This window comes from Streptomyces liangshanensis (genome assembly GCF_011694815.1).
GTDB classification, from domain to species: Bacteria; Actinomycetota; Actinomycetes; order Streptomycetales; family Streptomycetaceae; genus Streptomyces; species Streptomyces liangshanensis.
In genome coordinates this window covers 6,234,712-6,247,634 of the sequence record NZ_CP050177.1, presented here as the reverse complement: position 1 = coordinate 6,247,634, position 12,923 = coordinate 6,234,712, and the positions used below count along the sequence as shown (strand labels likewise).

The window sequence follows — 12,923 nt, the reverse complement described above, 5'->3', positions numbered from 1 at the left end:
CCCGGCCGGGCTACTTCTTGCGGCCGCGCTTCTCGCGCACCCGTACGGAGATGTGGATCGGCGTGCCCTCGAAGCCGAACTCCTCGCGCAGCCGGCGCTCCACGAAGCGGCGGTAGCCCGCCTCGATGAAGCCGGACGCGAAGAGCACGAAGCGCGGCGGCTTGGCGCCGGCCTGCGTGCCGAACAGGATCCGGGGCTGCTTGCCGCCGCGGACGGGGTGCGGGTGTCCGGCGACCAGCTCACCGAGGAACGCGTTCAGGCGTCCCGTCGGGACCCGGGTCTCCCAGCCGGCCAGCGCCGTCTCGATGGCGGGGACGAGCTTCTCCATGTGCCGGCCGGTGAGGGCCGAGACGTTCACCCGGGGCGCCCAGGCGACCTGCGCCAGCTCGGTCTCGATCTCGCGTTCGAGGTAGTAGCGGCGGTCCTCGTCGAGGGTGTCCCACTTGTTGTACGCGATGACGATGGCGCGGCCCGCCTCGACGGCCATCGTCACGATGCGCTGGTCCTGGACGCTGATGGACTCGGTCGTGTCGATCAGGATGACCGCGACCTCGGCCTTCTCGACGGCGGCCGCGGTGCGCAGGGACGCGTAGTAGTCGGCGCCCGCCTGGAGGTGGACCCGGCGGCGGATGCCCGCGGTGTCGATGAACTTCCAGACCGTGCCGCCCAGCTCGATCAGCTCGTCCACGGGGTCACGGGTGGTGCCCGCCATCTCGTTGACGACTACCCGGTCCTCCTTCGCGACCCGGTTGAGCAGGGACGACTTGCCCACGTTCGGGCGGCCGATCAGCGCGATGCGGCGGGGGCCGCCGACGGCGAGGCCGAAGGTCTGGGCCGGGGCGTCGGGCAGCGCCTCCAGGACCGCGTCGAGCATGTCGCCCGTACCGCGGCCGTGCAGGGAGGAGACGGGGTGGGGCTCGCCCAGGCCGAGCGACCACAGCGCGGTCGCGTCGGCCTCGCCGCTCAGTCCGTCGACCTTGTTGGCGCAGAGCACGACGGGCTTGCCCGCCTTGCGCAGCAGCCGCACCACGGCCTCGTCGGTGTCGGTGGCGCCGACCGTGGAGTCCACCACGAAGACCACCGCGTCGGCGGCCTCGATGGCGTACTCGGCCTGGGCGGCGACGGAGGCGTCGATCCCGAGGACGTCCTGCTCCCAGCCGCCGGTGTCGACGATCTTGAAGCGGCGGCCCGCCCACTCCGCCTCGTAGGTCACCCGGTCGCGGGTGACGCCCGGCTTGTCCTCGACGACCGCCTCACGGCGGCCGATGATGCGGTTCACGAGCGTCGACTTGCCGACATTCGGGCGTCCGACGACGGCGAGGATCGGCAGGGGGCCGTGACCGGCCTCGTCGATCGCCCCCTCCACCTCCTCGGGGTCGAAGCCCTCGTGTGCGGCGATCTCCATGAACTCCGCGTACTCGGCGTCGCCAAGCTCTCCGTTCGCTTCCCCGGAGTCGATCTGGTCGTTCATGAAGTCCGTACCTCGTTCATCCATCGTGATCGGTGCGCCGCAGCATGCGGCGGCACTACTGAAATACTCGTGCGCTGTTACAGCGGGCCGGCCGCCCGGCGTCCGGTCAGCCGCCTGGCGTCCGCCAGGTGGGCGGTCAGCCGTTCCTGGATCCGTACGGTGGCCTCGTCCAGCGCCTTGCGGGTCCGCCGGCCGCTGCCGTCGCCCGCCGCGAAGGCGTCGCCGAAGACGACGTCGACCCGGCTGCGGAGCGGGGGCAGTGCCCGTACCAACCGTCCCCGGCGCTCCGTGCTTCCCAGGACCGCCACCGGCACGATCGGCGCACCCGACCGTACGGCGAAGTAGGCGAGCCCGGCGCGCAGGGAGGCGAAGTCGCCCTCGCCCCTGGTGCCCTCGGGGAATATCCCGAGGACGCCGCCGGCGGCGAGCACGTCCAGCGCGTCGGTGATCGCGGCCCGGTCGGCGACCGTGCGGTCCACCTTGAGCTGCCCGATGCCCCGCAGGAACGGGTCCAGCGGCCCGACGAACGCTTCCTTCTTGATCAGGAAGTGCACCGGCCGGGGCGCGGTGCCCATGATCATCGGGCCGTCGACGTTGTGCGAGTGGTTCACGGCGAGGATCGCCGCGCCCCGGGCGGGGACGCGCCAGGCGCCCAGCACCCGGGGCTTCCACAGGCCGTACATCAGCGCGACGCCGATGCCCCGGCCCACCGCCGCGCCCGCTTGGGACGGGGCTCTGCCCGGCCGGTTCGCGGGACGTGCGCCCTGCTCGGGCGGGGCGCTCACCTGACGGCCCGCTTCTCCTCGACCAGGGTGACGACGCACTCGACGACCTGCTGGAGGGTCAGCTCCGTGGTGTCCACCTCGACCGCGTCGGCCGCCTTCGCGAGCGGGGACGTCTTGCGGCTGGAGTCGGCCGCGTCCCGCCTGATCAGCGCTTCCCTGGTGACGGAGACGTCGACCGCCTCCTGGCCCTTCAGCTCGCCGCTGCGGCGGGCCGCGCGGGCCTCGGGCGAGGCGGTGAGGAAGATCTTGACGTCGGCGTCCGGCAGCACGGTCGTCCCGATGTCCCGGCCCTCGACGACGATGCCCCCCTCCGCCGCGGCGGCGACGGCGCGCTGGAGCGCGGTGACGACGGACCGTACCTCGGGGACCGCGCTGACCGCGCTCACCTTGGCGGTGACGTCCTGCGTACGGATCGGGCCCGAGGCGTCCTCGCCGTCGACGGTGATCGTCGGGGCGGCGGGGTCCGTGCCGGACACGATCACGGGCTTGCCCGCGGCGTCCGCGACGGCGACGGCGTCCGAGACGTCGATGCCGTTGTTGATCATCCACCAGGTCATGGCCCGGTACTGGGCCCCGGTGTCCAGGTAGCTGAGCCCGAGGTGGGACGCCACGGCCTTGGAGGTGCTCGACTTGCCCGTGCCGGAGGGCCCGTCGATGGCGACGATCACAGCGGCCGGGGCGGTCCGGGCGACGGATGCTGCGGTTTCCACGGAGGCGGACACCTTCCTGGTTCACGGGTGAGTGCGGCGTGCGGGCACGCGGGGCGTCCATACGCCCTCGTACAAGGTTACCGAGTACTGGGCACCACAAATGCACTCGTTCGGCGGCCGCCCCCGCCGGACGGGCTCCGCCGGACGGCCCAGGGCCGTACTCCACCCGGCCCAGGGCCCCGGCCCCGCGCGGCCGGGACCCGGTCCCACGGCCGGACCGGGCGGCCGCCTACTGCCGGATCGACCAGCCGCGTTCCCGCAGGGCCTCGGTGAGCAGCGGGGCCGCCGAGGGCTCGACCATCAGCTGCACCCGGCCGGCCTGCTGGCCGGTCGCGTGCTCGATCCTGACGTCCTCCACGTTGACCCCGGCCCGCCCGGCGTCCGCGAAGATACGGGCCAGCTCGCCCGGCCTGTCGCTGATCAGGACCGCCACGACCTCGTACGCGGCGGGCGCGGTGCCGTGCTTGCCCGGCACCCTGACCCGGCCGGCGTTGCCCCGCCGCAGGATGTCCTCGACGCCTTCGGCGCCCGCGCGGCGCTTGTCCTCGTCGGCGGACTGGAGCGAGCGCAGCGCCCCGACGGTCTCGTCGAGGTCGGCGGCGATCCCGGCCAGCACGTCGGCGACGGGGCCGGGATTGGCGCTGAGGATGTCGACCCACATCGCGGGGTCGGAGCCGGCGATCCGGGTCACGTCCCTGATGCCCTGGCCGCACAGGCGTACGGCCGTCTCGTCGGCGTCCGCGAGGCGGGCGGCCACCATGGACGAGATCAGCTGGGGGGTGTGCGAGACGAGCGCGACGGCCCGGTCGTGGGCGTCGGCGTCCATCACGACCGGGACGGCGCGGCAGAGCGCGACCAGCTCCAGGGCGAGGTTGAGCACCTCGGTGTCGGTGTCCCGGGTCGGGGTCAGCACCCAGGGGCGGCCCTCGAACAGGTCGGCGGACGCGGCCAGCGGGCCCGAGCGCTCCTTGCCGGCCATGGGGTGCGTACCGAGGTAGGCGCCCAGGTCGAGACCGAGTGCCTCCAGCTCGCGCCGGGGGCCGCCCTTGACGCTGGCCACGTCGAGGTAGCCGCGGGCGATCCCGCCGCGCATCGCCTCGGCGAGGGTCGCGGCCACATGGGCGGGCGGTACGGCGACGAGGGCGAGGTCGACGGGGCCCTCGGGGGCCCGGTCGGTGCCGGCGCCGAGGGCCGCGGCCGTACGGGCCCTGGTGCTGTCGCGGTCCACGAGGTGGACGGTGACCCCGCGGGAGGCGAGGACGAGGGCCGCGGAGGTGCCGATCAGGCCGGTTCCGATGACAACGGCGGTTCTCACTGGGCGATGTCCTTGCGAAGGGCTGCCGCGGCGCCGGGGTGGACGTGCGCGGTCCGGGGGCGGGGGAGGCCGGACCCGTCGACGATACCGAGTCCCCGTACCGCTCGTTCCGTCACGGCGTCCTCCTCGGTGACCGATGTGCGGTTTCCAGGTTAAACCGGACACCGGGCGGGGGCGCCTGCCGGCGGCCGCCCCGCGGGACCGGCCGGACGGTCCCGTACCCTTCTCGCGCATGACGCCCGACGCTCTCGTACGTGATCACACCGTCTACTCCTGCGTGATGGGGTCACGTGCGTTCGGTCTGGCGACGGAGACCAGCGACACCGACGTGCGCGGGGTGTTCCTGGCGCCGACCGCGCTGTTCTGGGGCTTCGAGAAGCCGCCGGCGCATGTCGAGGGTCCGGCCGACGAGCAGTTCTCCTGGGAGCTGGAGCGCTTCTGCGCGCTGGCGCTGCGCGCGAACCCCAACGTGCTGGAGTGCCTGCACTCGCCGCTGGTCGAGCGCCTGGACGACACCGGCCGCGAACTGCTGTCCCTGCGCGGGGCGTTCCTCTCCCGGCAGGCCCACGCGACCTTCGTACGGTACGCGGTGGGCCAGCGGCGGAAGCTGGAGGCGGACGTACGGCAGCACGGCGCCCCGCGCTGGAAGCACGCCATGCACCTGCTGCGGCTCCTCGCGCTCAGCGGGGACCTGTTGCGCACCGGCAGGCTGGTCCTCGACGTGGGCGCGGAACGCGAGCCGCTGCTGGCGGTCAAGCGGGGCGAGGTGCCGTGGCCGGAGGTCGAGCGCCGGATGAACCGCCTGGCGGCGGAGGCGGACGACGCGGCGGCCCGGTCCCCGCTGCCCGGGGCGCCCGACCACGCCAGGATCGAGGACTTCCTGATCCGGGCCCGCCGCGCGTCCGCCCTACAGGGAGAGGCGCGTCCTCACGACGAGGGCGTGCAGGGCGTCCCGGCCGGCGGTCCCGGGCTCCTCGGGTAGCGCGGTGGCCGCCCTGGCGTCCTCCAGGACCGTACGGAGCGCCGTCACGTCCTTCTCCGCCAGGGCGCGGTCCGGCACGCCGTCGCGGCCGTGCTCGGCCCCGGCCTTCGCGGCGATCAGGTCGGGCAGGTAGGCGGGCGCGGCCACCTCGCCGAGGAGCGTGGGGAGATGGGCCTCGATCCCGCCGCCGCGCATCAGGTGGATGCCGGTCAGCAGAGCGCGGAAGGTGTAGAGCAGGGGCTTCGACTCCCCCGTCCGCTCGAAGAGCCGCCACTGCGTGGCCGCGAACCCGGCGTAGTGGTGGGCGTGATGGGAGGTCAGCAGCCCGGGGACCACCGAGGCCAGCTCGCGGTGGGCGTCGGTGGTGTGCACGACGAGGGGCGACAGGAGCTGTTCCAGGACGTACCCGTTGCGGCGCAGCATCAGCCGGGCGAACTTGCGCAGGTCGTGGGTGACGAGGTCCATCTCCACCCCGTCCCTCTCCCCCATCCGGGTCCGGGTCTCGTCCGGCTCGTCCAGCCCTATCAGGGCCTCCACCGGCAGGACGTGGACCCCGCGCAGGTCGATGTCGGAGTCGCGGGAGGGGAATCCGTAGAGGTGCGCCCCGGACACCGTGGCGAACAGCAGCGGGTCGGTCTCCTCCGCGAGGACGGGGGCGAGGTCGGTGACCGGGAGGCCGGCCTCGCGGAGGCGGTGCTCGGACGGGGTGCGCCCGGGGGTGGCCGGTGAGGTGGCCGCCGGGTGGGTGGTGGTGGGTTCGCGCATGGGTCAAGCGTCCCAGAGGGCTCCCAGGGACAGCAGGTCGCTGCGGTACTCGACGCGCTCGGCCCATTCCTTGGGCCAGGCTCCCGCGCCGAGGTGGGCGCCCGCGAAGGCTCCGGTCAGGCAGGCGAGGGAGTCGGAGTCGCCGCGGGTGCAGGCGGCTCTGCGGATCGCGGTGACCGGCTCCTCGGGGAAGAGGAGGAAGCAGAGGAGCCCGGTGGCGAGCGCCTCCTCGGCGACCCAGCCGTCCCCGGTGGCCAGGCAGGGGTCGGTCTCCGGGGAGGGGGCGCGCAGGGCGTCCTGGACCCGTTCCAGGGCCGCCAGGCACTCGTCCCAGCCGCGCCGGGCGAAGTCCTCGGGGCTCGGGTCGTGGGAGAACGTCCACAGGTCGCCGAGCCACTGGTGGCGGTAGCGGGAGCGGTTCTCGTAGGCGTACGAACGCAACTGGCCGATCAGGCCCATCGGTTCGCCGCCCCGCGCCAGCAGGTACACCGCCCGGGCCGTGAGGTCGGACGCGGCGAGCGCGGTGGGGTGGCCGTGGGTGAGGGCCGCCTGCAACTGGGCGGCCCCGGAGCGCTGTTCGTCGCTGAGGAAGGGGACGAGGCCGACGGGCGCGACGCGCATGTTGGCCCCGCAGCCCTTGGAGCCGATCCGGCTCGCCCGCTGCCAGGGCAGGTCGCCGTCGAGGAGCTCGCAGGCCGTCAGGCAGGTACGGCCGGGGGCGCGGTTGTTGTCCGGCGAGTGGTACCAGGCGACGAACTCCTCGCGCACCGGCGGCACCAGGCGCGACGGGCCGAGGGCACCGCGGTCCGTCGCGGTGCGTATCCCCCGGGCCAGCGCGAGGGTCATCTGGGTGTCGTCGGTGACGAACGCCGGCCTCGGCAGGTCCATCTCGCGCCAGGGGCCGCACGTGGCGAGGATGGACGGCACGTCGTTGAACTCGGTGGGGAAGCCTAGGGCGTCGCCGAGGGCGAGCCCGATCAGCGATCCCGTGGCGGCTTGTTTGGTGAGGGTCCTGGTGGAGATCACGCGGTCCGTCCTTCCGGTCGCAGGAGAGGTGGGTGCAGCGTCGTGGCGGCGCCCGCGCGGTACAGCGCGGCGGGTTTGCCCGGGGCGCCGGTGCGGCGCGGCGGACCGTCGACCGCCTGGACGAAGCCCGGGGTGGCGAGGACCTTGCGCCGGAAGTTGGGACCGTCCAGCTCCACGCCCCAGACGGTCTCGTACACCTGGCGCAGCTCCGCGAGCGTGAACTCGGGCGGGCAGAAGGCGGTGGCGAGGCAGCTGTACTCGAGCTTGGCGCCGATCCGGTCGTAGGCGTCGGCGAGGATGTCCCCGTGGTCGAAGGCGAGCGGTACGAGGCCGTCGGCGGGCGGCGCGGTGCTCCCGGAGGGGCCCGGGGTGCCCGGCCGCAGGACCCGTGACAGGTCCGTCCACCGCGCGAGCGCCGCGTCGCCGCCGCCGCGTGGTTCGGGCAGGTCGGGGACGAGCGCCGCGTACGCCACGGACACGACCCGCATCCTCGGGTCGCGGTCGGGGTCGCTGTAGGTCCGCAGCTGCTCCAGGTGGAGCGCGCCGGCGGTCCGCTCCGACAGGCCGGTCTCCTCGGCGAGTTCGCGGCGGGCGGCCTGTCCGGCGGACTCGCGGGGCAGGACGAAGCCGCCGGGCAGCGCCCACGCGCCCCGGTAGGGCTCCAGGCCGCGTTCGACGAGCAGGACGTGCAGCCGGCCGTGGCGGACGGTGAAGACGGCGAGGTCGACGGTCACCGCGAACGGCGTGAAGGCGGAGGGGTCGTACCCGTCGGGGACCCGGGGCGCGCTCATCGTCGCTCCGGGGGCGGCGGCGCGAAGTGCCAGCCCCGGTCGAGCAGGGCGTCCACCGCCGCCACGGCCGTGTCGAGGCGCTTGTCGTGCGGTCCGTCCAGCTCGACGAACTCCCTTCCGGTACGGGTCAGTTCGGCGCGGAACCGGGCGGTCATCCAGGGCCGCAGCTCCTCGCCGTCCCGGAGCCCGTCGTCCTCGAAGGGCACGCCCTCGTCCCCGGTGAGCAGCCACAGGTGACGGCGCGTCCGGCCGGCGATCTCCTCGACGAGCGGGTTGCGCCCGCCCACGTACCGCTCGTGCCAGACGGTGGTGGCGAACGCGTCCGTGTCGCAGACGAGGACCGGTGAGCCGGCCCGCGCCTCGTTCTCCTCGGCCTCGTCCTGCCGCCGGGCGATCAACGGGAAGTCGTCCGTGGTCAGTTCGACGTCCTCCCAACGGGCCCGGGGCTCCCGCGCCCGCAGCGCGGCCAGTTTGCGTTCGCTGAACTCCCGGCCGTACTCGGGTACGTACCCGGTCCGCGCCCACACCCCGCCCCGCGCGCGGTAGTGCGCGGCGAGGGCGCGGGCCAGCGTGGTGGTGCCGGTGGACTCGGCCCCGAGCACCACGACCCGGCGGGTGAGCGCGGCGCGTACGGGCGGCTCCAGGAAGTCCCAGCAGGCGACGGGGTCCTCGCGCACGGCGGTCCCGGAGACGGGGAAGACGGTACGGCCGGGGTCGACGCACACGGACTCGGCGCCGAACCGCCGCCCCAGCTCCGTGCCGTACGCCTCGGAGGTGAAGACCGCGTCGACGCGGCCGGGCACCGCGCCCCGGAAGACGGCCATGTGCGCGTCCCAGACGGCGGGGTCGTTCACGTCCATCGGGATGTCGTCGACGGCCCCCACCACCCGTACGTCCGGGTGGACTTCGCGCATCCAAGCGACCCGCTCCGCGAGGGGGAGGGATTCCGTGGAGGACGCGCAGACGAGCACGGTGAGAGCGGCGCAGCGGTCCCGCGCGGTCCGTACGAGATGGTGGTGGCCGGCGTGCGGCGGATAGAACTTGCCGAGGACCAGACCGTGTCCGTACTCGCTCATCGGGCCGTCACCACCAGGGGGCGGTCCGGTGAACGGGCCGCGTCCCGGGACCAGTTGCGCAGTCCCGCCAGGCACAGGGCCAGGAAGCCGACGTACAGCAGCGAGGTCAGGTAGAGGTCCTTGTGGGCGTAGAGCGGGATGTACACGAGGTCGGCCGCGATCCACAGCCACCAGGACTCCAGCCGTTTGCGGCACTGCCCGTAGGTCGCCATGAGCGAGAGGGACGTCGTGAGCGCGTCCCAGAAGGGCACGGTCGAGTCGGTGGCGCGGCCGAGCAGGATCGTCAGGCCGAGTGTCCCCATCACCCCCGCCGCGCAGAGCACGGCCCATTCGGCGCGGGTCGTGCGCCGCACGGCGAGCGCGCGCGGATCCGGGCCACCCCCGTGGGTCCAGATCCACCAGCCGTACACGGCGAGGGTGATGAAGACGACCTGCAACGCCATGTCGGCGTACAGGCCCGCCTGGAGGAACAGCAGGACGAAGAACAGGTTGTTGGCGATGCCGACCGGCCAGTTGGCCACGTGCTGACGGGCGACCAGCCACACGCAGAGCGCGCCGCTGCCGAAGCCGAGCACCTCGGTCCAGCTGACCGGGGTGCCCAGCACGGTCACCAGGGGTCGTTGCAGGGGATCGAGGATGTCCGCGAGACTCACGCCCGCCTCCTTAATGGTCATGTTGACTATAAAGGGGAACGGGCCTGCCCCACAAGGGAGAAAGCCCGCGGCCTGGGCGGCCGCGGGCTCTCTCCTTGTCGTACGGCGGGGCTGTTCGCGGCCCCGCTTCCGTCAACCGGGCTGCCTACAGCCCCACTTCCTTCATCAGCATGCCGACCTCGGTGTTGGTGAGGCGGCGCAGCCAGCCGGACTTCTGGTCGCCCAGCGGGATCGGGCCGAAGGAGGTCCGCACGAGCCGGTCGACCGGGAAGCCGGCCTCGGCGAGCATGCGGCGGACGATGTGCTTGCGGCCCTCGTGGAGGGTGACCTCCACCAGGTAGTTCTTGCCGGTGTTCTCGACGACCCGGAAGTGGTCGGCCTTCGCGTAGCCGTCCTCCAGCAGGATGCCGTCCTTGAGCCGCTTGCCCAGGTCGCGCGGCAGGGGGCCCTGGATGGCGGCGAGGTAGATCTTCTTCACGCCGTACCGGGGGTGGGTGAGGCGGTGGGCCAGCTCACCGTGGTTGGTGAGCAGGATGATGCCCTCGGTCTCCGTGTCGAGCCGGCCGACGTGGAAGAGGCGGGTCTCGCGGTTGGTGACGTAGTCGCCGAGGGACTGCCGGCCGTCCGGGTCCTCCATGGTGGAGACGACGCCGGCGGGCTTGTTCAGCGCGAAGAAGAGGTGCGACTGGGTGGCGACGGTCAGCCCGTCGACCTTGATCTCGTCCCGGTCCACGTCCACGCGCTTGCCCTGTTCGAGGACGATCTCGCCGTTGACCTCGACCCGGGACTGCTCGATCAGCTCCTCGCAGGCGCGGCGCGATCCCATGCCGGCGCGGGCGAGGACCTTCTGGAGGCGTTCGCCCTCCTGCTCGGCGCCCGGGTTGGTGCGGGGCGTCCTGATCTCGGGCTTGTCGGCGTACCGGTCGCGGTTGCGCTGCTCGATCTTCGCGTCCAGCTCGCGGGGGCGGGCCTGGCCGCCGGGGGTCCTGCGGGCGCGGGGCGGGCTCTGGGACGGCTTGGGGCCGCCCTTGGCACCGCCGCGCGCCGCCGCGCCGCGGGCTCCGCGCGGGGCGCCCGTGGCGCCGGCGCCGCCGGTGGCCCCGGAGCGGCCGACGTCGTAGCGGCGCTCCTCGGGGCGGGGGCGGGAAAGGCGCTTCTGCTCCTCGTCACGGCCGGCGCCGGGGGCGCGGTCGTCCCGGGCGCGGTCGTCGCGGCGCTCGTCCCGGGGGCCGCGGCCCGTGCCGCCGGCGCTGCTCCAGCCGCTTCCGCTGGTACGGGGGGTGCTGCCGCCGCGGTTGCCGTCGCGCCCGCGGCCCGCGCCGCCGCCGTCCCGGCCGCCGGTGCTCCGACCGCCCGCGCCGCCGCCTCGGCCTCCCGCGCTGCCGCCCCGGCCGCCCGCGCCGCCGCTCCTTGCTCCGCCGCCGTTCCGGTTCGCGCCGCTCCCGCTCCCACTCCCGCTGTTCCGGTTGCCGCTTCCGCTGTTGCTGTTACCGCTTCGCATCAAATTTCCGTCTTGTCGTCTGCGTGAGTTTCCGGGGCGTACGGTGCGTCCGGATCGAACGACGGGACACCTTCAAGGGTCTCGGCCTCGATCGCGTCCGCCTCGGGGAGGAAGGGCGCGAGCTCCGGAAGCTCGTCCAGGCCGCGCAGGCCCATCCGCTCCAAAAAGTAGTTCGTCGTCCCGTACAGGATCGCACCTGTTTCGGGTTCCGCGCCCGCCTCCTCCACCAGCCCGCGCTGGAGGAGGGTCCGCATGACCCCGTCACAGTTCACTCCCCGTACGGCCGAGACCCTCGATCTGCTCACCGGCTGGCGGTACGCGACCACCGCGAGGGTCTCCAGGGCGGCCTGCGTCAGCCGGGCGTGCTGGCCGTCCAGGACAAAGCCCTCGACGGCCTCCGCGTACTCGGGGCGCGAGTAGAATCGCCAGCCGCCGGCGACCGTCCGCAGCTCGAAGCCCCGCCCCTGCACGGTGTATTCGTCGGCCAGCTCGCGCAGGGCGTCGGCGACGGCCCGGCGGGGCCGGTCGAGGATCTTGGCGAGGTGCACCTCGGAGACGGGTTCGTCGACGACCATGAGGACCGCCTCCAGGGCGGGCTTGAGGCCGAGCTCCGCGACCGTGCTCCGCTGCCGCTCGCTCATGACTGCTCCTCGCCGCTCGCGTGTTCCTGGTCGAATTCGTCGGTCACGGCGGGCGCCGCGTCCTCGTCGCCGCCGGTCCAGCGCACCATGAGGGTCCCGAGGGCCTCCTCCTGGTCCAGCGCCACGGCCCGCTCCCGGTAGAGCTCCAGCAGCGCGAGGAACCGGGCGACGACGGTGAGGGTGTCGGCGGCGTCCTCGGTCAGGGCCTGGAAGCTCGCCTCGCCGCGCTCCCGGAGCAGCGCGACCACCAGGCCGGCCTGCTCCCGTACGGAGACCAGGGGCGCGTGGATGTGGTCGATGTACACCTGCGGCCTGGGCTTGGGCTGCATCGCCTTGACCGCGAGCCGCGCGAACCCCTCGGGGCCGATGCTGATGACGACCTCGGGGAGCAGCTCGGCGTGGTGGGGTTCCAGTCCGACGGTACGGGGGTAGCGGCGGCTCTCGTCGTCGAGGCGGGCGTTGAGGATCTCGGCGACGCGTTTGTACGCGCGGTACTGGAGGAGGCGGGCGAAGAGCAGGTCCCGCGCTTCGAGGAGCGCGAGGTCGGCCTCGTCCTCCACCTGCGCGGAGGGGAGCAGGCGGGCGGCCTTGAGGTCGAGCAGGGTGGCGGCGACGACGAGGAACTCGGTGGTCTGGTCGAGGTCCCAGTCGGGCCCCATCGCGCGGATGTGCGCCATGAACTCGTCGGTGACCTTGGAGAGCGCGACCTCGGTGACGTCCATCTTGTGCTTGGAGATCAACTGGAGGAGCAGATCGAAAGGCCCCTCGAAGTTGACCAGCCGCACGGTGAACCGCCCGTCGGCGTCGGCCACCGCGGGGTCGGCCACCGCGGGGTCGCTGACCTCCGCGGCCGGGTCGGTGACGTCCGTCACACCCTGATCGGCGGTCGGGGCGGCACCGGAGGGTGACGGGGGTGCCGGTGCGGGGGGTGGCGGCGGCGCGGGCTCCGGCGGGCGGGGCGGGGCCGCGGGCTCCGGTTCGTCGCGCGCCGGGCGCGGCACCGGCGGGGTGGGCCCGGTGTCCGGAGGAGCGGGGCGGGGCTCGGTGCTCGGGGCGGGAGGCGGCGGCGCTTCTTCCGCGGGTGCCCCCGGAGGCGTCGCTCCCGGGCCGCGGCCCAGCGCTCGGCGCGGGGGGCGGGTCGTGTCGGGAGGCGGGGGCATCGGGTTCCTGGTGGGCGAGGGCGGAGGGTGGCGCGCCCCGGCAGGCT

At 73.8% G+C, this 12,923-nt stretch carries 13 protein-coding genes and 1 pseudogene; 1 reads left to right on the top strand and 13 read right to left on the bottom strand.

Features of this window, described 5'->3' with window-relative positions:
* Positions 1-10: 10 nt before the first annotated feature.
* From der to HA039_RS34220, 5 genes and pseudogenes are all read right to left on the bottom strand, one after another.
* Positions 11-1,471, bottom strand: a complete 1,461-nt coding sequence (gene der / locus HA039_RS27175) for a ribosome biogenesis GTPase Der (RefSeq protein WP_243869772.1) — start codon at positions 1,469-1,471, stop codon at positions 11-13.
* Between the two features lie 77 nt (positions 1,472-1,548).
* The gene (locus tag HA039_RS27170) at positions 1,549-2,295 is read right to left on the bottom strand and encodes a lysophospholipid acyltransferase family protein (RefSeq protein ID WP_425086387.1); all 747 of its coding nucleotides are present in this window, start codon (positions 2,293-2,295) and stop codon (positions 1,549-1,551) included.
* Complete coding sequence (cmk, locus tag HA039_RS27165; RefSeq protein ID WP_167033977.1) at positions 2,253-2,978, bottom strand: (d)CMP kinase; 726 nt, start codon at positions 2,976-2,978, stop codon at positions 2,253-2,255. The genes HA039_RS27170 and cmk overlap by 43 nt, the downstream gene beginning before the upstream one ends.
* 217 nt (positions 2,979-3,195) lie before the next feature.
* On the bottom strand, positions 3,196-4,281 hold the full coding sequence (locus HA039_RS27160) for a prephenate dehydrogenase (protein WP_167033976.1): 1,086 nt from the start codon (positions 4,279-4,281) through the stop codon (positions 3,196-3,198).
* Positions 4,278-4,388: pseudogene (locus HA039_RS34220) on the bottom strand (chorismate mutase); the annotation flags it as partial. The pseudogene HA039_RS34220 and the gene HA039_RS27160, both read right to left, overlap by 4 nt.
* A 125-nt stretch (positions 4,389-4,513) precedes the next feature.
* On the opposite strand from HA039_RS34220, the gene HA039_RS27155 reads away from it, so the two are divergent.
* Positions 4,514-5,263: a nucleotidyltransferase domain-containing protein gene (locus HA039_RS27155; protein WP_167033975.1), complete on the top strand. Its 750-nt coding sequence runs from the start codon at positions 4,514-4,516 to the stop codon at positions 5,261-5,263.
* Here the strand turns inward: HA039_RS27155 and HA039_RS27150 are convergent.
* From HA039_RS27150 to HA039_RS27115, 8 genes are all read right to left on the bottom strand, one after another.
* Positions 5,189-6,028: a nucleotidyltransferase domain-containing protein gene (locus HA039_RS27150; protein WP_167033974.1), complete on the bottom strand. Its 840-nt coding sequence runs from the start codon at positions 6,026-6,028 to the stop codon at positions 5,189-5,191. The two genes, HA039_RS27155 and HA039_RS27150, sit on opposite strands and share 75 nt — an antisense overlap.
* A 3-nt stretch (positions 6,029-6,031) precedes the next feature.
* Positions 6,032-7,054 (bottom strand): ADP-ribosylglycohydrolase family protein, encoded by a 1,023-nt coding sequence (locus HA039_RS27145; protein ID WP_208298720.1) that lies wholly within the window; start codon positions 7,052-7,054, stop codon positions 6,032-6,034.
* Positions 7,051-7,845, bottom strand: coding sequence for an NUDIX hydrolase (locus tag HA039_RS27140; RefSeq protein ID WP_167033973.1), 795 nt, complete (start codon positions 7,843-7,845; stop codon positions 7,051-7,053). Before HA039_RS27140 ends, HA039_RS27145 begins: the two co-directional genes overlap by 4 nt.
* The gene (locus HA039_RS27135; RefSeq protein ID WP_167033972.1) at positions 7,842-8,921 is read right to left on the bottom strand and encodes an AAA family ATPase; all 1,080 of its coding nucleotides are present in this window, start codon (positions 8,919-8,921) and stop codon (positions 7,842-7,844) included. The genes HA039_RS27140 and HA039_RS27135 overlap by 4 nt, the downstream gene beginning before the upstream one ends.
* Positions 8,918-9,574, bottom strand: coding sequence for a nicotinamide riboside transporter PnuC (pnuC, locus tag HA039_RS27130; RefSeq protein ID WP_167037691.1), 657 nt, complete (start codon positions 9,572-9,574; stop codon positions 8,918-8,920). Before pnuC ends, HA039_RS27135 begins: the two co-directional genes overlap by 4 nt.
* Before the next feature lie 145 nt (positions 9,575-9,719).
* Positions 9,720-11,075 carry a pseudouridine synthase gene (locus HA039_RS27125; protein ID WP_167033971.1) on the bottom strand — a complete coding sequence of 452 codons (1,356 nt, stop codon included), beginning with the start codon at positions 11,073-11,075 and terminating at the stop codon, positions 9,720-9,722.
* The gene (scpB, locus tag HA039_RS27120) at positions 11,075-11,716 is read right to left on the bottom strand and encodes an SMC-Scp complex subunit ScpB (protein WP_167033970.1); all 642 of its coding nucleotides are present in this window, start codon (positions 11,714-11,716) and stop codon (positions 11,075-11,077) included. Before scpB ends, HA039_RS27125 begins: the two co-directional genes overlap by 1 nt.
* Positions 11,713-12,876 carry a segregation and condensation protein A gene (locus tag HA039_RS27115; protein WP_167033969.1) on the bottom strand — a complete coding sequence of 388 codons (1,164 nt, stop codon included), beginning with the start codon at positions 12,874-12,876 and terminating at the stop codon, positions 11,713-11,715. Before HA039_RS27115 ends, scpB begins: the two co-directional genes overlap by 4 nt.
* Positions 12,877-12,923 lie beyond the last annotated feature (47 nt).